General features: G+C 54.1%; 17 protein-coding genes and 1 riboswitch. All 17 genes read right to left on the bottom strand.

Annotated features, from left to right (window positions below):
• Positions 1–67: 67 nt before the first annotated feature.
• On the bottom strand, positions 68–1,270 hold the full coding sequence (locus tag J2Z18_RS26770; protein WP_007132721.1) for a sensor histidine kinase: 1,203 nt from the start codon (positions 1,268–1,270) through the stop codon (positions 68–70).
• Entirely contained in the window at positions 1,267–1,983 is a 717-nt protein-coding gene (locus J2Z18_RS26765; protein ID WP_007132722.1) for a response regulator transcription factor, read from the bottom strand. The genes J2Z18_RS26770 and J2Z18_RS26765 overlap by 4 nt, the downstream gene beginning before the upstream one ends.
• Before the next feature lie 493 nt (positions 1,984–2,476).
• Entirely contained in the window at positions 2,477–3,745 is a 1,269-nt protein-coding gene (purD, locus tag J2Z18_RS26760) for a phosphoribosylamine--glycine ligase (protein ID WP_007132723.1), read from the bottom strand.
• Positions 3,746–3,945: 200 nt separating this feature from the next.
• Positions 3,946–5,493, bottom strand: coding sequence for a bifunctional phosphoribosylaminoimidazolecarboxamide formyltransferase/IMP cyclohydrolase (gene purH / locus J2Z18_RS26755; protein WP_007132724.1), 1,548 nt, complete (start codon positions 5,491–5,493; stop codon positions 3,946–3,948).
• A 622-nt stretch (positions 5,494–6,115) separates the two neighbouring features.
• Positions 6,116–6,748, bottom strand: a complete 633-nt coding sequence (purN, locus tag J2Z18_RS26750) for a phosphoribosylglycinamide formyltransferase (RefSeq protein WP_007132725.1) — start codon at positions 6,746–6,748, stop codon at positions 6,116–6,118.
• Positions 6,748–7,788 (bottom strand): phosphoribosylformylglycinamidine cyclo-ligase, encoded by a 1,041-nt coding sequence (purM, locus tag J2Z18_RS26745; protein ID WP_007132726.1) that lies wholly within the window; start codon positions 7,786–7,788, stop codon positions 6,748–6,750. The genes purN and purM overlap by 1 nt, the downstream gene beginning before the upstream one ends.
• 482 nt (positions 7,789–8,270) lie before the next feature.
• Positions 8,271–9,749 (bottom strand): amidophosphoribosyltransferase, encoded by a 1,479-nt coding sequence (purF, locus tag J2Z18_RS26740; RefSeq protein ID WP_007132727.1) that lies wholly within the window; start codon positions 9,747–9,749, stop codon positions 8,271–8,273.
• Positions 9,734–11,977, bottom strand: coding sequence for a phosphoribosylformylglycinamidine synthase subunit PurL (purL, locus tag J2Z18_RS26735; RefSeq protein WP_007132728.1), 2,244 nt, complete (start codon positions 11,975–11,977; stop codon positions 9,734–9,736). Before purL ends, purF begins: the two co-directional genes overlap by 16 nt.
• Complete coding sequence (purQ, locus tag J2Z18_RS26730; RefSeq protein WP_007132729.1) at positions 11,955–12,644, bottom strand: phosphoribosylformylglycinamidine synthase subunit PurQ; 690 nt, start codon at positions 12,642–12,644, stop codon at positions 11,955–11,957. Before purQ ends, purL begins: the two co-directional genes overlap by 23 nt.
• 4 nt (positions 12,645–12,648) lie before the next feature.
• Positions 12,649–12,894, bottom strand: coding sequence for a phosphoribosylformylglycinamidine synthase subunit PurS (gene purS, locus J2Z18_RS26725; RefSeq protein WP_007132730.1), 246 nt, complete (start codon positions 12,892–12,894; stop codon positions 12,649–12,651).
• Positions 12,895–12,944: 50 nt separating this feature from the next.
• Positions 12,945–13,835 carry a phosphoribosylaminoimidazolesuccinocarboxamide synthase gene (locus tag J2Z18_RS26720; RefSeq protein ID WP_007132731.1) on the bottom strand — a complete coding sequence of 297 codons (891 nt, stop codon included), beginning with the start codon at positions 13,833–13,835 and terminating at the stop codon, positions 12,945–12,947.
• 259 nt (positions 13,836–14,094) lie between these two features.
• Entirely contained in the window at positions 14,095–15,390 is a 1,296-nt protein-coding gene (gene purB / locus J2Z18_RS26715) for an adenylosuccinate lyase (RefSeq protein WP_007132732.1), read from the bottom strand.
• A 3-nt stretch (positions 15,391–15,393) separates the two neighbouring features.
• The gene (purK, locus tag J2Z18_RS26710; RefSeq protein WP_007132733.1) at positions 15,394–16,581 is read right to left on the bottom strand and encodes a 5-(carboxyamino)imidazole ribonucleotide synthase; all 1,188 of its coding nucleotides are present in this window, start codon (positions 16,579–16,581) and stop codon (positions 15,394–15,396) included.
• Positions 16,578–17,063, bottom strand: a complete 486-nt coding sequence (gene purE / locus J2Z18_RS26705; protein WP_007132734.1) for a 5-(carboxyamino)imidazole ribonucleotide mutase — start codon at positions 17,061–17,063, stop codon at positions 16,578–16,580. Before purE ends, purK begins: the two co-directional genes overlap by 4 nt.
• A 297-nt stretch (positions 17,064–17,360) precedes the next feature.
• Positions 17,361–17,462, bottom strand: a riboswitch (purine riboswitch).
• 367 nt (positions 17,463–17,829) lie between these two features.
• On the bottom strand, positions 17,830–18,264 hold the full coding sequence (locus tag J2Z18_RS26700) for a universal stress protein (protein ID WP_007132735.1): 435 nt from the start codon (positions 18,262–18,264) through the stop codon (positions 17,830–17,832).
• A 134-nt stretch (positions 18,265–18,398) separates the two neighbouring features.
• Positions 18,399–18,662, bottom strand: a complete 264-nt coding sequence (locus tag J2Z18_RS26695; protein ID WP_007132736.1) for a DUF1294 domain-containing protein — start codon at positions 18,660–18,662, stop codon at positions 18,399–18,401.
• 342 nt (positions 18,663–19,004) lie between these two features.
• On the bottom strand, positions 19,005–19,142 hold the full coding sequence (locus tag J2Z18_RS26690; RefSeq protein WP_007132738.1) for a hypothetical protein: 138 nt from the start codon (positions 19,140–19,142) through the stop codon (positions 19,005–19,007).
• Positions 19,143–19,192 lie beyond the last annotated feature (50 nt).

Here is a 19,192-nt window from a genome sequence, read left to right as displayed (position 1 = left end):
GCTAACAATTCGAGTTTAGCAACGGGGAATAAACAGCAGGTAAACATAAAATGAACGATAGGATAATTCAGAGACTGATCGGTATTAAAATTTCCACGCGCGTACCCTTGCCTTCAGCCGATAGAATGTTCATTCGACCAGAATGAGCTTCGACAAAAGCTTTTGCTATCGCTATTCCTTTACCCGAATGATTTAGAATGTGTCTTAATTTCGTTTCTTCGATTCCGATGCCATCGTCCTCGATCATAATGCAACAATAGTTTTTCTTTACGGAAATATTGCATTGAACCTCGGTGCCGGGGGGATTATGGATCACCGCGTTCATGATTACATTTTGAAGAGCTCTGCCTAACAGTCTGCTGTCAAAATCCATGCTGCACCCATTCTTTTCAGTATGAAACGTAAAGGAGGTTTGCTCGGCTAACGGATAGTTAGCGATATCGATCATCAACTCGCGCAGAAAATCGACCACATCATCTATCTTTTTATTCATAGGGAACTGTTCGACAGACCACCGGCCCGCCTGGTTCAAGTCATGGATGAGCTGCTTCATTTCCGCTGTTTTGCCGCTGATCTGCCTGCTAAAATTCTGCTTTTCTTTATCGGACCATACATAATCGTCAGCCGTGAGCATATGAGCATAGCCTTCGATATAGGACAATGGCGTCTTAAGATCATGGCTAATAGCCGCGATCCATTCCTGCTTCTTGGCCTCCAAATTCAGTCGTTCGGTCTCGCTGCGCTGCAGTTGGTTCGATAATAAATGCATTCGATCAAATAATTCTTTATATAGGACATAAGGATAACGATAATGGTTATGTTGTAGCGAGCCATCGGAGCCATTGAAGCCATCGTGGCTATCGTAAATATCGTAGCCAACGGAGCCGTCAGAACCCTTGGTGTAATCGGTGCCTCCGGAGACATCGGGGCCATCGTGGCTATCTGTGCCATCCAAGCCGCGATCACCCTTCGGCTGGCGGAAGTGTTCCAGCGGTAGGCTGTAGTTCCCCTCAGATAATCGGTTGATCCAGCGGATTAAATAGGTGAGCGGTTTGCCCACGCACCAACCGAAAGCAATGAAAAAAATAACCGTCAGCGTAAATCCTGTAACAACTAAAAAAGTTTTCATTGAAATCGCGCCCTGGGGATTCATCCAATCCAGAAGATATATATATATCACTGCGCATAAAATAAAACTTAAGATAGACATTATCACCAACATGAGGGTTACCTTGATAAAGCGAATAGCCATTCTCACCATCGGATTCATTCTTGTTCCTTCCTCGGGGCCAGCATTTTGTAGCCAAGTCCCCGGACATTAACAAGAAACCGGGGGTTTCCGGGATCGGGTTCCATCCTTTTACGCAGCCGGAAAATATGGATGACCACAGTTTTCTCATCCCCAAGGTAGGGCTCGTTCCACACCGATTCGTATAATTGGCGCGTACTGAAGATCCGGTTGGGATGACGGCACAGGAATACAAGCAGTTCCCATTCGCGTGCCGGGCACTCCACTTCCTTGCCATTTACGATCAGCTCCCCTGCCTCAAGATCCAAACGAAAATATCCAAAATCGAGTTGGGTTATCCGTGACTGGGCAGACCGCTCCTGTTTTAATTTATATTTCAGGCGGGCTTTGATGCGGGCAACGACCTCGAGCGGATTGAACGGCTTCGTCATATAATCGTCTCCCCCGATGCCAAACCCCATCAGCTTATCCAAATCGGTATCCCTGGCGGTAAGAAAAAGAATCGGCGCTTCGGTAATTTTGCGGATTTTTCGGCACACCTCGAATCCGTCTTCATCCGGGAGCATAACATCCAGTATGATCACATCCGGATCAAGCTCCTTTAGCAAGCGCATGGCTTCCTCGCCAGTCCCGGCACTCCTGACAAACCGAAAGCCTTCCTTCTTGAGCACGGCAGTCAACATATCGCATAACCCTTGCTCATCGTCTACAAGCAGAACAGAAATGTTATCCATCGCATTAGTCTCCATGTGATTTGAAATTTCCACAAACTGTTATCTGTATTATATAACAGCCTCGTCGCCAACGCCCCGAATCCCTACAATCACTCTTCTATCACCTCTTCCATCCCTCTAGCGCCCCTGTGCTCATCATTCTACGATCCACGATATTCCATCATGAACTCTCTATGATCACTATACGGTCCGGCTTTGTTTCCTCCGGGATCTCACTATGATCCCTCTCCCATTCTTCTAGCATTTCTCTGCTATTCTCCTAACATCCATCTGACCGCCCCCTCTCATCCTATCGATATAAAATTAACTTTAGGTAAACAAAGGCTGAACAAAGGGTAAATGATGCTTGATTATTCCATCGCAGCCTCGTCACGCGATCCCCTCTAACGACGCATAAATCAGTACCGCCTACATACAAAAGGAGCCTTCGCGATGAAGACTCCCTTGTTTGTAACCCTGTATTTTTTATAAGCCTTAAAAAGATCTTAGAATCTTAGACCAACGCCTTCAGCGCGATATCCGTCCGGTTATGCTTCCCCTCGAACGCAATCGACTCCGCCCGAGCATAAGCCTTCGCCCGAGCGGCAGCGATATCCGCTCCAAGACCGACCACGCCGAGCACACGCCCGCCATTCGTTCTCCAGGTTCCATCGGCATCGCGGGAGGTTCCTGCGTGAAATACAATCGTCGCTTCCTGCTCATCCTCCAGGCCGGAGATTGCAATGCCTTTCGGATAGGATGCAGGATATCCGCCGGAAGCCAGGATGACGCATACCGCTGCGTCTTTGCTCCATTCGAGCTCCAGATCCGCAAGCTTTCCGTTCACGGTTGCAAGGAACACCTCGAGCAAATCCGTTTGGAGGCGAGGCAGCACGACCTGGGTCTCCGGATCGCCGAATCTTGCATTGAACTCGATCGTTTTCGGCTTGCCGTCCGGCGTAATCATCAAGCCGGCAAACAATACGCCGCGGAACGGACGACCCTCGGCTACCATCGCTTTCGCCGTCGGCTTGATGATCGTTTCGACCGCTTCCTCGATGATGGAAGGATCGATATGCGGCAGCGGGGAATAGGTCCCCATGCCCCCGGTATTCGGTCCTTGGTCGCCGTCATATACCGGCTTATGATCTTGGGCGGCAGACATCGGTTTGACGGTTTCCCCGTCGACAAAAGCCAAAATCGACATCTCCTGGCCCTCAAGAAACTCCTCGATCACGACCCGGCTGCCAGCTTCCCCGAACACCTTGGATTGCATAATGTCGCTGAGCGCCTTCTCCGCTTCTTCCAGCGTCCGTGCCACGGTTACGCCTTTGCCGGCTGCGAGCCCGTCGGCTTTCACCACAATCGGCGCCCCTTGGCGGCGCAGGTAGACCAGCGCCTCCTCGTAGTCGTCGAATTTCGCATAAGCTGCCGTCGGAATGCCGTACTTATGAAGCAGATCCTTCATGAACGTCTTGCTGCCCTCGATTTCAGCGGCGTTTTTGCGCGGACCGAATACCGGGATGCCCGTGCTGTCAAACGCATCCACGATGCCGTCCGCCAGCGGGTCGTCCGGTCCTACCACAACGAGACCCACCTGCTTCTCCACCGCAAAAGCCGTCAGCTTGTCAAACTCCGAAACAGCGATCGGCACGCACTCGGCCAACTGGCCGATTCCTGCATTGCCGGGCGCGCAATAAATCTTGCCTGCCTTCGGGCTCTTCGCCAGTGCCCATACGATGGCATGCTCCCTGCCGCCGCCGCCGATGACCAGAATATCCATGCTACCCCTCCTCATATTCCTATCCATTTTGGAAAAGCCCCTATCGGTTCACTGGGTAAATCGTCTACTCCGCACGAGTCCGTATCATCTACTACGGTATCGTTATCCCACACAAGTTCGTATCATTTCACTCCGTAAATCGTTTATCCCACAAATGATGTGAGAACCCGAGCAGCGATGGGCCCGGGCTCCTGGTGTTATTAATGTTTGAAGTGTCTTACGCCGGTGAATACCATCGCGATGCCATGCTCGTTTGCAGCCTTGATGGACTCCTCATCCTTAATGGAGCCGCCCGGCTGAATGATGGCGGTAATTCCTGCTTTCGCGGCCAGTTCAACCGTATCTCCCATCGGGAAGAACGCATCCGATGCCAGGACAGCGCCCTTTGCTTTCTCGCCTGCCTGCTCAACCGCAATGCGCGCCGAGCCTACGCGGTTCATTTGTCCTGCGCCGACGCCCACGGTCATATCGTCTGCCGCCAATACGATGGCGTTGGACTTCACGTGCTTTACGACCTTCCATCCGAAGAGCAGCTGCTTCAGCTCCGCTTCGGTCGGCTCGCGGTCGGTCACAACCTTCAGGTCAACCGGATCCAGGGAATGCACGTCGCTCTCCTGAACGATCATGCCGCCTTCAATCGTCGTAACGGCGAGCGTGCTTTGACGCTCCTTCGCCGAACCGAACTCGCCCATTTTCAGCAGGCGGATGTTTTTCTTCTTCGTCAGAATTTCGAGCGCTTCCGGCGTAAAATCCGGGGCCAGGATAATTTCAAGGAAAATTTCCTTAAGCAGCTCGGCCGTAGGCGCATCGATCGTCCGGTTCGCGGCTACGATCCCGCCGAAGATGGAGGTTGGGTCCGCGTCGTACGCTTTTTTGTAAGCTTCCAATACATTTGCGCCAATTCCGACGCCGCACGGATTCATGTGCTTCACGGCAACGACCGCAGGCTCGTCGAATTCCTTAACGATCTGCAGCGCGGCGTTCGCGTCATTGATGTTATTGTAGGACAGCTCCTTGCCGTGCAGCTGCTCGGCTGTCGTAAGCGTACCGGCAGGTGCCAGCGGCTTGCGGTAAAATGCCGCCTTTTGATGGGGATTTTCGCCGTAACGAAGATCCTGGATTTTTTCATAAGTGACGCTGAAGCGTTCAGGGAGCGGATCGCCGGTTACGTTCGACAAATATTCGGAGATTAATGTGTCGTAAGCGGCCGTGTGGCGGAACACCTTGGCTGCAAGCCGTTTGCGTGTTTCCAATGTCGTATCTCCGCCTGCACGGACCTCCTCGATCACCTGGCCGTAGTCCGCTGCGTCGACAACAACGCTTACGAATGCATGGTTTTTCGCAGCCGAGCGCAGCATCGTCGGTCCGCCAATGTCGATATTCTCGATGGCATCCTCATACTCGACATCCGGCTTGGCAATCGTCTCCTGGAACGGATACAGATTCACGACCACGAGGTCAATGTAATCCAGGCCCAGCTCCTTCATCTGACGCTGATGATCTTCACTGTCGCGAATCGCGAGCAGCCCGCTGTGCACCGCAGGATGGAGCGTCTTTACGCGGCCGTCTAAAATTTCAGGGAAGCCTGTCACATCCGAAATGCCGATGACAGGAACGCCTTCTTTGGCGAGCAGACTCTTGGTTCCTCCTGTCGAAATAATCTCTACACCCAATGAAGACAACTCACGGCAAAATTCCACGATGCCGGTTTTATCCGAAACGCTGACCAATGCTCTTTTGATACCCACGTCCATACCCCCTCATTTGAATGAAAAAAACTCTTACCTTACGACATCCGCCATCTTGCGAGAAACTGCTCAATCCCTTTTTCCCCTTGAAAAAGGGATCGTCCGTCGCATCCTAGCCGCACTGCGACTTCGGCTCAACAAATACTTAAAAGGGTCTTGTGTGCGGTTTTCGGTGCCTTTTCGACTCAACAAGTGCCTAAAAGGGACTTGTTGGCGGCTTTCGGCTCCTTTTCGGCCCAACAAGTACTTAAAAGGGTCTTGTTGGCGGCTACTCTTCACCTCGCCCCGCTGCGCGGTCCGAGAAATGCCTGTCCTACTCAACACAACGTTTTCTGTCGCCTCGTTCTGCAAAAACGGCCTGTCTTGAATCCGAAGATGCTGTCGATACACGATAATTCCAAATTATTTCCCGAGAAATATCGAACATGTCGATTGGCTGTGCAAGCTTGTCCTCTTTTAGAAGAAAACCGCCCGGAAATAATCCATCCATATCCGTCAGCACTCGCGTTAAAGGAACAAATCATCGGCATCGAACCTGCACGAACCTGTAGCGAGCCTACAGCGAACCTGCCAGAATACCAACATACTAGATTTACTAGCCCTAAGTTAGATTTTACGCAACCTAATGTTCGACTTCCTGTACTTTATCAGCTATAGTCACATGCCGCCCGTTCAGCGAAACCCGGCCCTCGGCGAACCACGATACGACTTCATAATACAGCTTCTGTTCGACCTCATGGATCCGTTCCGCCAGCGCAGCCGCGTCATCGCCTTCCCGTACTTCGACAGCCCGCTGGGCAATGACGGGACCTGTATCCATGCCTCCGTCTACAAAATGCACGGTTACCCCCGTCATCTTCACGCCGTACTCGATTGCCTGGCCGATGGCATCCTTGCCAGGGAAAGCCGGCAGCAGGGACGGATGGATATTGACGATTCGCCCGCTGTACGTTTCGACAAACGATGGACTGAGCAGCCGCATGTATCCGGCAAGCACGAGCAAATCCACGTCCCGGCGGTCCAGCTCCGTCACAATTTCGCGCTCATACGCTTCCTTCGAGGCATAAGCTTTCGGTTGAAAAACAAACACGTCAACATCCGCTGCCTTCGCCAGCTCTACGACGGGAGCCTCCGGCTTGTCGCAGACTAGCAGCCGGATTTCCGCTCCCAGCAAGCCCTTTCGCTGAGCCTCCACCAAAGCCTGAAAATTACTGCCTCTCCCGGAAGCGAATACCGCAATCCGATTGGCCTTCATTACACTTTAGCCCCCGTAAAGGTGACGACACGCTCGCCTTCCGTAACGCGGCCGATCACGTAAGGCTCTTCACCCGCCGAGCGGAGATACGCCAGCGCTTGATCCGCATCGCTCTCGTTCACGACAAGAACCATGCCGATCCCCATATTGAATGTCGTAAACATGTCTTTATTGGAGATGCTGCCCTTCTCCTGCATCAGCTTGAAGATCGGCAGAATCGGCCAGGTTCCGTACTCAATGTCGACATTGACGCCATCCGGCAGCATACGCGGAATGTTCTCGATGAATCCGCCGCCCGTAATATGTGCCATGCCCTTCACTTCGATCTCTTTCAGCAAGCCCAGCAGCGGTTTGACGTAGATTTTGGTCGGTGCCAGCAGCACGTCGCCAAGGCGTCCCCCCAATTCGGGAATCTCCTGCTGCAGCGAGTACCCGGAATCCTCCAGAAGCAGCTTCCGCACGAGCGAGAACCCATTGCTGTGCACCCCGCTGGAAGCCAGGCCGATCACGGTATCGCCCGCCGCGATATTCGAGCCGTTAATCATTTTGGGCTTGTCGACAATGCCCACCGTGAAGCCGGCAATGTCATACTCCCCCTCGCTGTACATGCCCGGCATTTCCGCCGTCTCCCCGCCGATCAGGGAGCAGCCGGCTTGGTTGCAGCCATCGGCAATGCCTTTGACGATCGATTCGATTTTGGCAGGAATCACCTTATCGCAGGCCAAATAGTCGAGAAAAAAGAGCGGTTCCGCGCCTTGCACCACAATGTCGTTCACGCACATGGCTACCGCATCGATTCCGATGGTGTCATGCTGGTCCATCGCGAATGCAAGCTTCAGCTTCGTGCCAACGCCATCGGTGCCCGAGACGAGTACCGGCTCTTCATATTGTTCTTTATTCAGCTTGAACAGGGCGCCGAAACCGCCGAGATCCGTCATGACTTCAGGTCTGAATGTCGTTTTGACATGCTTTTTCATCCGCTCTACCGCTTCGTTGCCTGCTGCGATATCTACGCCTGCTTGTTTGTAAGTATCCGACACGCGTCTAACACTCCTTTTCATTTAAAAGAAAGAATCAGTGCACTAATCATTTATGGCCTTAATCAATCATCCGCTAAACGGTGCAACACAACAGCCAAATACGGAGATAAGTCCTGTTCGCCATTCCCCTTGGTCTCAAGTCCCTGCGTCGATACTCAATAGGAATGACGTGACGTATCTTGGGCCTCATACCAGGTATCTCCATGGTTTTGTACGAAAAGTCGGCTCATGAGGTCCCGCTTCCCGAGAACGCCACTAAGAAAGAAAAGACAGGAGGAAGATAGGATTGTTATCGTTGGCCATGAAGGCTAGTGACGCCCCCCTTAGCAACCGCAGTCTGAACACTTAGCTCATAGCTCATAGCTCATAGCTCATAGCTCATAGCACTTGGCCCAAGACTGAGCACTGAGCACTGAGCACTGAGCTCACAGCACTCTAGCTCATAGCACTTAACTCAGCACTTAGTACTTAGCAGCTAACCCTTAACAGCTGCAGCCCATCTTCTCTTCCCCGTCAAAATCAATTGGTGTCGGGTAATCATTGTCGAAGCAAGCAAGGCATAAACCGCCTTTATAGCTCTGCTCGTCGTAACCGCCGATGGCCGAGATCAGCCCCTCCACACTAAGGAACGACAAGGAGTCGGCATTGATCTCCTGGCAAATTTCCTCGATGCTCTTGGAAGAAGCGATCAGCTCCCTGCGGTCCGGCGTGTCGATGCCGTAGAAGCAGGGATTTTTGAACGGCGGCGAAGTAATCCGGACATGCACCTCGGTTGCCCCCGCTTCGCGAAGCAGGTTGACGATCCGGCGGGAGGTGGTTCCCCGCACGATCGAATCGTCAATCATGACGACCCGTTTGCCTTCGACCACGCGGCGCACGGCGCTAAGCTTCATCTTCACGCCCTGCTCCCGCAGCTCCTGGCTCGGCTGGATGAACGTCCGGCCCGTGTATTTATTCTTGATCAGACCCAGCTCATAAGGAATGCCGGTCTGCTCGGCGTAGCCGATGGCTGCCGATATGCTGGAATCGGGAACGCCTGTCACGACGTCCGCGTCGATAAAAGACTCCAATGCCATCCGGCTTCCCATCCGCTTGCGGGCCGAATGCAGATTCGAGCCGTTCAGGTCGCTGTCCGGGCGGGAGAAATAAATGTATTCCATCGCGCACAGCGCTTTGCGGCCCGGCGCCGTATAACGCTCCTCACGCAAGCCTTCGCGGTCAAGAATGAGCAGTTCCCCCGGAGCGACATCGCGAATCGTCTCCGCGCCGATCACTTCGAGAGCACACGTCTCGGATGTGAAAATATACGCGTCGCCGAGGCGTCCCATCGTCAGCGGACGCAGTCCGTTTGGATCGGAGGCAACCAGCAGCTTGTCATTGGTCATCAGCAGGAATGCAAAGCCGCCGACTAGACGCTGCAGCGCGTCCTTCGCCGCTTCGACGAAATCCTTCGGCGAACGCGCGATCAAGTGCGCAATGACTTCGGTATCGCTCGTCGTCTGGAAGATCGAGCCTGCCTTCTCCAATTCGCGCCGGAGCATCGGCTCATTCACGATATTGCCGTTCGTGGCAATCGCCAGATTGCCTTCCCGGTATTTGAAGACAAGGGGCTGTGCGTTGGTAATCCGGCTGTCTCCGCTGGTGGAATAACGTACATGCCCGATCGACATGTTTCCCTTGAGCGATTCCAGCTTATCCTTGTCGAATACTTCCTTCACGAGGCCCATGTCGCGGTGATAATTGAAACTGTCCCCGTCGGCCACGCAGATGCCTGCGCTTTCCTCTCCCCGGTGCTGCAGGGCATGCAGCCCGTAATAGGATAGGGAGGCGGCATCGGGATGACCAAACACTCCGAATACGCCGCACTCTTCTTTTAGTGTATCGAATATATCGCTCTTACCTGTTCCCTCATTGTAGTAATCCCCTGTCCATAATCCTTCGGGTATCAGTTCATGAGACATGGAATGGCATCCTCCCAGACGGATTTCAAAGCCTCCACGGATTCATTCAGCGCAGAAGCACCGTTAATGTTCATGCTGAGCTTGCTTCCGCCAACAACGCCAAGCGCGTGGAATGGAACGCCGGACTCTTGAAGGAGGTTCTCCAGCGCATTTTTATGGTCCGGGGATACGGACAATACGATCCGGGATTGGCTTTCGCTGAAGAGAGCGATATCGCTGCGAAGGTCGGTCGACCATTCGATCGTCGCGCCGACATTGCCGCTGATGCAGCTCTCCGCAAGCGCTGCGGCAAGTCCGCCTTCCGACACGTCATGCGCCGATTGAACGAGGCCGGCTTGGATCGCTTTCAGCACGCCGCTAAGCAGCTTCTTTTCTTTCTCCAAATCGAGCTGCGGCGGCCGTCCCTCGGACACGCCATGCACCACGGCCTGGAACTCGCTGCCGCCAAGCTCGGCATAGGTTTCGCCGAGTACATAAATCAGGTCGCCTTCGTTCTTGAAGCCTTGCGTCGTAATATGATCCGTGTCGTGGATCAGGCCGACCATGCCGACAACCGGCGTCGGGTAAATCGCGCCTTTGGCGTTCTCGTTATACAAGCTAACGTTGCCGCCGATCACCGGCGTCCCCAGCTCGCGGCAGGCTTCCGCCATGCCGTCCACGGCCTTCTCCATCTGCCAGAAAATATCCGGCTTCTCCGGACTTCCGAAGTTCAAGTTGTCCGTGATCGCCAGCGGCTCGGCGCCGGAGCATACGATATTGCGCGCCGCTTCGCTGACGGCGATCTTGCCGCCGAGCTCTGGGTCAAGATATACATAACGTCCGTTGCAGTCTGTTGTCATCGCCAGCGCCTTGCGCGTGCCGTGAACGGTCACGACGGCCGCATCCGAGCCCGGACGAACGGCGGTGCTGGTACGGACCATATAATCGTATTGGTTATACACCCATGCTTTGCTTGCAAGGCTTGGCGAGCCGAGCACTTGCTTCAGCGCTCCTCCCAGATCCTTCACTTCGTCATATCGGAGCGTGTCGACCGAGGCTTGCTCTTTGTAATAAGCAGGCACCTCGGACGGTTTATTATATACAGGGCACTCGTCGACGAGAGCCGTAACCGGCATGTCGCCGACGACTTCGCCGTGGTGGAACAGCTTCAGACGGCCGTCATCGGTCACCTTTCCGACCTTGGCGCAAATCACGCCCCAGCGTTCAAAAATTTCACGCGCCTGCGCTTCATGCTGAGGCTCGACAACGAACAGCATCCGCTCCTGCGATTCCGACAGCATCATTTCGTAAGGCGTCATGCCTTCCTCGCGCTGCGGAACTTGATCCAGATACAGCTCAAGCCCGTTACCCGCTTTGCTTGCCATTTCCGCGCTGGAGCAGGTCAGGCCTGCCGCGCCCATATCTTGAATGCCGAGCACGATGCCGGAGTCGATCAGCTCAAGGCAGGCTTCCATGACGAGCTTCTCCATGAACGGATCGCCAACCTGAACGGCCGTGCGGTTCGCTTCGGACTCCTCCGTCAATTCGACGGAAGCGAACGTTGCCCCGTGAATGCCGTCGCGTCCGGTCGGCGGTCCGACGTAGAAGACCGGATTGCCGACCCCTTTAGCTACACCGCGCTGGATTTTGTCATGATCGATAATGCCGACGCACATCGCGTTGACCAGCGGATTGCCTTCATAGCTCTCGTCGAAGACAACCTCGCCTCCGACCGTCGGAATTCCGATGCAGTTGCCGTAGCCGGCAATCCCGGATACAACATGCTCAAACAAGTACTTCACGCGATCGCTCTCCAGCTTGCCGAAGCGAAGGGAGTTCAGGATCGCAACAGGTCTTGCACCCATGGAGAAAATATCGCGGATAATGCCGCCCACGCCAGTAGCAGCGCCTTGGTATGGCTCAACGGCCGAAGGGTGGTTATGGCTCTCGATTTTGAATACAACCGCCTGGTTGTCGCCGATATCGACGATGCCCGCGCCTTCGCCGGGTCCCATCAGAACGCGTGGTCCGCTGGTCGGGAAGCGGCGCAGCAGCGGCTTGGAGTTTTTGTATGCGCAGTGCTCGGACCACATGACGCTGAACACGCCGATCTCGGTATAGTTTGGCTTGCGTCCCATGAAGGAACAGATCAACTCGTACTCGCTGTCCGAAACTCCCATCTGTTTGTAAATCTGATGCTCTGCAATCTGTTCTGCCGTCGGTTCCTTAACGGACGTTTGCTGCGCCATGAGTATCCCTCCATGCCTGTAATATGGATGTGAACATTGCCTTGCCGTCCTCCGAACCGAGCAGGCTGCTTACCGCCCGCTCCGGATGCGGCATCATGCCGATCACGTTGCCGCGTTCGTTGCAGATGCCTGCGATATCCGCGACGGAGCCGTTCGGATTATCTTGATACGTAAATACGATTTGCCGGTTGTCCCGAAGCTTTTTCAGCGTTTCTTCATCACAGTAATAGTTGCCCTCGCCGTGCGCGATCGGAATGACGATCTCCTGACCTTCCGCATACTCGCGCGTGAACGGCGTTGAGTTGTTGACCACTTTCAGGACACTGTCATGGCAGCGGAATTTCATCGTTTCGTTGCGGCGCAGCGCCCCCGGAAGGAGCCCCGCCTCCGTTAAAATCTGAAATCCGTTGCAGATGCCAAGAATATATTTGCCCTCTTCTGCCGCCTTCGCCACCTCGTTCATAACCGGGGCGAACCGGGAAATCGCACCACACCGCAGGTAATCCCCATAGGAGAACCCGCCGGGCACCAAGATGCAATCGTACGCGGATAAATCCGTTGCCGTATGCCATACATAATCCACCGGCTGCCCGATTGTCTCTTCCACCGCTTTGTAACAGTCAATATCACAATTGGAGCCAGGAAAGACCAGCACTGCAAATCTCATGGTTTTAGCCCTCCAATTCATAACGGTAGTTCTCGACCACCGTATTCGCCAGAAGCTTCTCGCACATTTCCTTGACGCGCTGCTCAGCCTCTTCACGGTTATCCGTATTCAGCTCAAGCTCCATATACTTACCGATCCGCAGGCTCTCCACTTCCTTGTAGCCGATCGAATGAAGCGCCCCCTGCACCGCGACCCCTTGCGGATCCAAAACGCTCTGTTTAATCGTGACGTAGACCTTAGCTTTCAACATGTTCTCCTGCTCCTCCTCGAAATAATAAATGGTATAAAGGACTGCTCGTATTACAAGCTTGCTGCCGTCAGCCGGCGGTAAATATCGGTATAACGGCGTATCGTCTCCTCCACCACATGCAGCGGAAGCGGATCCGGCTCGCTGTTCTTGTCCCAATCGGAAGAAGCGAGGTACGTGCGTACAGGCTCCTTGTCCATGCTGTCGATCTCAATGTCCAGCGCATAGTTCGCTTCATCCCAGAAACGGGAGGAATCCGGCGTGAAAATTTCGTCGATCAGGACGATCTCGCCGTCGATCAATCCGAACTCGAACTTGCAATCGGCAAGAATGATGCCGTGCTTCCGGCAGTAGTCGCGGGCGAATGTGTAGAGCATCAAGCTTTTGTCCTGCAGCTGCAGAGCCAGCTCCTCACCCACAAGCTCCTTCATCCGGCCGAGCGAGATGTCTTCGTCGTGACCGACATCGTTCTTCGCAGCCGGCGTGAAGATCGGCTCCGGAAACGCCTCGTTCTTGCGCAGGCCCTCCGGCAGCTTAATGCCGTTAACCTCGCCCGTGGACTGATATTGCCGCCAGCCACCGCCGGTAATATATCCCCGGACTACGCATTCGATATCAATGCGCTCGGCCTTGCGGCATACCATGATCCGTCCGTCCAGCAGCGTTTTGTCCTTCACGGCATCCCCGAGCCGGTTCACGTCGGTATGCACCATATGGTTGGCGATCAGGTCCTTCGTCTGTTCAAACCAGAAGGCGCTCAGCTTATTCAGCACGGTTCCCTTAGCCGGTACGGGCGGCTCCAGGACATAGTCAAAAGCGGAAATGCGGTCGGTTACTACGATGAGTACATGCTCACCCAAATCATAAAGCTCACGGACCTTGCCCTTATAAAGCAGCGGTGCGTTGATCAGGTGGGCGGCGGTCGATAATGCCGGTAATGTCATAGGATCCTCCCATTAGACTACAGATTGTCTGCCTGTTTATTACACGATCTTGCAAAATTCGTTTCCAGCGCTTCGGGGCACAGTCCCCGGATTCCCGCAATTGCTCGTTGAAATCCGGGGACGGCCTATGCTTGCAATGCCAGCATTCCGTTTGGAAGGCTTTTATTCAGGAGACTGCTGCACTTCTAAATCATTCTGATTTGCAGAAATCGATCTTCTCCATGCTTATTGTAAAAAGCGGATAAATCCGCGCCTTAAACTATTCCAGGCCGAGCTTGGCAAAAATCGTATCGACATGCTTCAGATGCCAGCTTGGATTAAAGGCATCCTCGATTTCCTCGGGACTGAGCACTTCCGTAATAGCGGGAGTCGCCTCTACGATTTCGCGGAATTGACGCTGCTCCTCCCATGCCTGCATGGCACGCGGCTGTACGGTATCGTACGCCTGCTCGCGGCTGAAGCCCTTGTCGATCAGCTTCGTCAGAAGGCGGCCGGAGAATGGCACGCCGTACGTACGGGCCATGTTGCGCTTCATGTTCTCAGGGAAGACCGTCAGGTTCTTCACGATATTGCCGAAACGGTTCAGCATATAGTTCAGCAGCATCGTGGCGTCCGGCAGGATGATGCGTTCCACGGAGGAGTGGGAAATATCCCGCTCGTGCCACAGCGACACATTCTCGTAAGCGGATACCATGTGGCCCCGGATCACGCGAGCCAGACCGGAGATGTTCTCCGAGCCGATCGGGTTGCGCTTATGCGGCATAGCCGAGGAGCCCTTTTGCCCTTTTGCAAAAGCTTCCTCCACCTCACGCACCTCGCTCTTCTGCAGCGCGCGCACTTCGGTTGCAAACTTCTCCAGCGATGTCGCGATCAGCGCCAGCGTCGCCATATATTCCGCATGGCGGTCACGCTGCAGCGTCTGCGTGGAGATCGGCGCAGGCTTTGTGCCCAGCTTGCGGCAGACGAATTCCTCAACGTACGGGTCGATGTTGGCATAGGTGCCGACCGCTCCGGAAATTTTGCCGTACTGCACGCCGTCGGCAGCATGGCGGAAGCGCTCCAGGTTGCGGATCATTTCCTCGTGCCACAGCGCCATTTTCAGACCGAACGTGGTCGGCTCTGCGTGAACGCCATGCGTTCTGCCCATCATCGGCGTGTATTTGTAGGCAATGGCTTTCTCCTTCAAAATACCGATAAACCGAAGAATGTCCTGCTCCAGAATTTCATTTGCCTGCTTCAGCAGATAACCCATCGCGGTATCCACCACGTCCGTGGAGGTCAGCCCGTAATGAACCCATTTCCGCTCGTCGCCAAGAGTCTCCGATACGGCGCGGGTAAAGGCGATCACGTCATGCCGCGTTTCCTGCTCGATTTCATAGATCCGTTCGATATCAAAGGATGCATTCTGGCGAAGCTTCACCGTATCTTCCTTCGGGATTACCCCGAGCTCGGCCCAAGCCTCGCATGCGCAAAGCTCAACCTCCAGCCATGCTCTGAATTTGTTCTCCTCGGTCCAGATCGCCCGCATTTCCGGTCTGCTGTAACGTTCAATCATCGTTTAATCCTGCCTCCAAATATTAGTTTTCTCTACCCACTCCAAGGCGTCCCTGACATCCCCGCATAACAGGTTGATGTGTCCCATCTTGCGATTGGCCTTTGCCTCGCTCTTGCCGTACAGATGAAGCTTCGGCACGACGCCAAGCGACTCGGCGAGCTCGTCATGTTCGCCGAAGCGCTGCACCGCTGCTTCCAAATGCTGACCCAGCACGTTCACCATGACCACAGGGCTCAGCAATGTCGTATCACCTAGCGGCAGATCGCAGATCGCTCTGACATGCTGCTCGAATTGCGACGTTGCAGAGGCCTCCATCGTATAGTGGCCGGAGTTGTGCGGACGGGGCGCAAGCTCGTTCACGTACAGCTCCCCTTCCTCCGTCACGAACATCTCCACGGCCAGGAGCCCTACCGCGTTCAAGCCCTCTGCCACGCGTTCGGCAAGCTGGCGGGCCCTGAGCTGAATATCGCTTGGCACTCTCGCAGGGACGATGGATAGATGCAGTATATTGTTGACATGCACGTTCTCCGCCGGCGGGAAGCTCTTGACGCTGCCGCTTGGCGTGCGCGCCGCGATAACGGAAATCTCGCAGGCGAACTTCACGAACTTCTCCAGCACAAGCTCAGCCCCGCCGACCGCCAGCGTCTCGTACGCCGGCTGCAATTGCTCCTCGCTGCGAAGAACGGCTTGCCCCTTACCATCATAACCTCCGGTAGCCGTCTTTAGCACGCATGGAAGTCCAAGCTCGGCTGCTGCGGATTGTAAATCTTCCAAACTGTTGATCTCACGATACGGGGCGACCGGCACGCCTGCCGCTTCAATCGCCGCCTTCTCGCGCAGCCGATGCTGCGTCGTATACAGAAGCTTGCTGCCCTGGGGCACGTAAGACTGCTCCTCCAGCAGCTTGGCCACGCCCGCATCCACATTCTCGAATTCGTACGTAATGACATCCGCCTGCTCCGCTAGTTTGCGTGCGGCTTCCACATCGTCATAGCCTGCCGTAATCTGCTCGGAAATCTGTCCGAGCGGCGAATTTGGAGTCGGGTCGAGGGTGACGAACGAATACCCCATTTTGACTCCGTCCAGCGCCATCATGCGGCCCAGCTGGCCGCCGCCGAGGACGCCGATCACCGAGCCCGGCAGAAGCCGTCTCCCGGCAGCCGTCTGCTGCAATGTCTGACGCTCCGTCATAGGCTATCGCCGCTTTCCAGTACTTCGTCGCGAATCCGATCCCGGCGTGCCTGCACTCTGGCACGGATATCCGCATCCGAAGCGCCCAATATTTGCGCGGCGAGCAGCCCTGCGTTGACGGCACCCGCCGTACCGATCGCGACGGTAGCGACGGGAATGCCACCAGGCATCTGCACGATCGACAGGAGCGAATCCAGTCCGTTCAGCGATTTGGATTGCACCGGCACGCCGATGACCGGCAGCACCGTCTTCGAGGCCACCATTCCCGGAAGATGCGCCGCGCCGCCGGCGCCGGCGATAATGACGCGAATTCCCCGGCCCTCCGCCTCTTCGGCGTACCGGAACATCAGGTCCGGCGTGCGATGCGCGGATACGACCTTTTTCTCATACGGAATTTCCAATTCATCTAACACCTTGCATGCCTCGGACATCGTCGCCCAATCCGACTTGCTGCCCATAATGACTCCAACTTGTGCTGCCATGAGTACCCCCGCTTTCTCATGATTAATCTCGGTAACATTGAAATTCCCTGCAAAGCCTCCGGCGCTAACCGCTGTTTCCTCGAAAATCTTTGCGGGAAGCCAGTCACGCGCATTCGATACAGATGAAAAAAGTCCGATCCCGTAAACACAAAGCTGTGCAGGTCTCGGACAATCAAGGAATACGACGCTGCCGCCCGATGTCAAAAAAGACATGGTGGGAAAACGAGCTTAACGATCAAGCTGACCCGCCCAAGAAGCGGTCATCAAGCTTTGAAGCCCTGGCCCGCTCATCCTGCCGCACCGTGTGTACTCCCTCGTAGTCCGAAAATTTACGGTTTCCGGGTAGAGACTTCCGGGCCATATCCCCGGCTTTATACGAGAAATATTTAATTCTAGAATTTTTGTAAAACCCACAATTTCATTAATCTTGCTCAATCATTAATCACACTAAATAAGTTCTTTTGAACCTCAACATCCTCAGTTTATCAATCTCTAACACCCCATGTCAACCTAAACCCGAACATTCTCAAATATTGAAAATATAATGTTCGTATTTAACCAAACATATCATCATGGCTGCGTTAACATGTAAACAGAATCCCTGCGCGGGGATTGAACCATGCATACCGACCACAAGCCATCGGGAGGAACGCCCACATAACAACACTTCGCATCTCAAATGAAAAAAAGAAGGCACTCTCGCAAGATCCATGATCTGCTAGAGTGCCTCTATTATTGTATGTCTCACATTTGATTGAACCAGCCTCTATTTCACAACAAGCACCGGGATGGTTGCATGCTGGACAACATTGTGGCTTACGCTCCCGAGCACGAACTCGCGAATGCCGCCTAAGCCGCGGCTGCCGATCACGATAAGATCGATGTCGTTCTGTTTGGCATATTCCAGAATCACTTCGGCAGGGGCTCCCTGTATCATGTTGACCTGGCCGTTCACACCCGAATGCTCGATGCGCTCCTTGATTTCTTCTGTCGTCTGCACCGCAATATCGTAAACGTCTTTATTCAGTGAAGCCGGAATCGGAGCCAGTCCTTCCCCGACAAAAAAACGCGGAAAATCATAAGCATGAACCACATGCAGCGTAGCGTCCGGATTCGCCTGGGTCAGCTCGACCGCGCGTCCGAGTGCTTTATTTGCCGCTTTGGAGCCGTCGTAAGCCAGTAGAATGTTCGTAAACAGCATACAGGCCACCTCTTTCCTATGTGATAAGACTGAAGACCTACTGTAATATTATTTATTTACCCATAATGCCTCTGTTTGAACCGAGCCGTCTAACTTGCTTTAAGTGTAATCTCGTATGTAGGAACCGACTAAGATTACCTCCAGAAATACCCGTACAGCACCGCGTTCAAAAACAACAGCAGCGGTATGCCGATCTTGAACGATAAATGCCTTGTTTTATGACGCTTCCGATACATCGCTATCCATGCGCCTAAAGCGCCGCCGACCGCAGCCAGCAGAAACAGCGTCCGTTCCGGAACGCGGTCCCGTCCCAGCCTGGCACGCCGCTTGTCCTCGGACATCACCAGATAGGCAACCGCATTAATGAATATAAACCATACAATCAACGCGGTTCTCACGAATGCTCCCGCCCCCCATGACCAGCCGGTTCAATCGGTCTTTTACGCACGACCCCGGCCTGTATACTAACGTTCTCACCATATTATAAATCTGCATGATATAGAAGTACACCGGAAAACTCCCCTCCTTGGTGAGTGAGGGATAGCGTGTGTGACGTTGTGACACGATCGCATGTGTTGAAGATCCATGCCGTCGCAGCGATCGCATAATTCCTTGGCGGGATATGCAGACGAAAAGCGTAAGAAGCCGCCCATAAGAGCGACGCCGGCCGAATAAAGCGCCGGGCCTTCTTATAAGACGGCAAAAAAAGAATGATTAAAGGGTCTGTCCCGTCCCAAAGCTTACGATTCACCCTTCGGAATCTCATTCAGGCTCGGAACATAGTCCGCAGCCTTCTTCGGTTTCAAGGTTTTGCTCTCTTCGAGAATGCTTGCCTTGTTTTGCTGGTTCTCCGTTTTTCTTGCTTTATGGTTCGGCATGCCCTTCACCTCCTGTCCGTAGAATGGGCTATTGTCCCGGAGGTTATGCG

The organism is Paenibacillus lactis (assembly GCF_017873605.1).
Classification (GTDB): domain Bacteria; phylum Bacillota; class Bacilli; order Paenibacillales; family Paenibacillaceae; genus Paenibacillus_AQ; species Paenibacillus_AQ lactis.
This window is presented reverse-complemented; position numbering and strand designations above follow the sequence as displayed.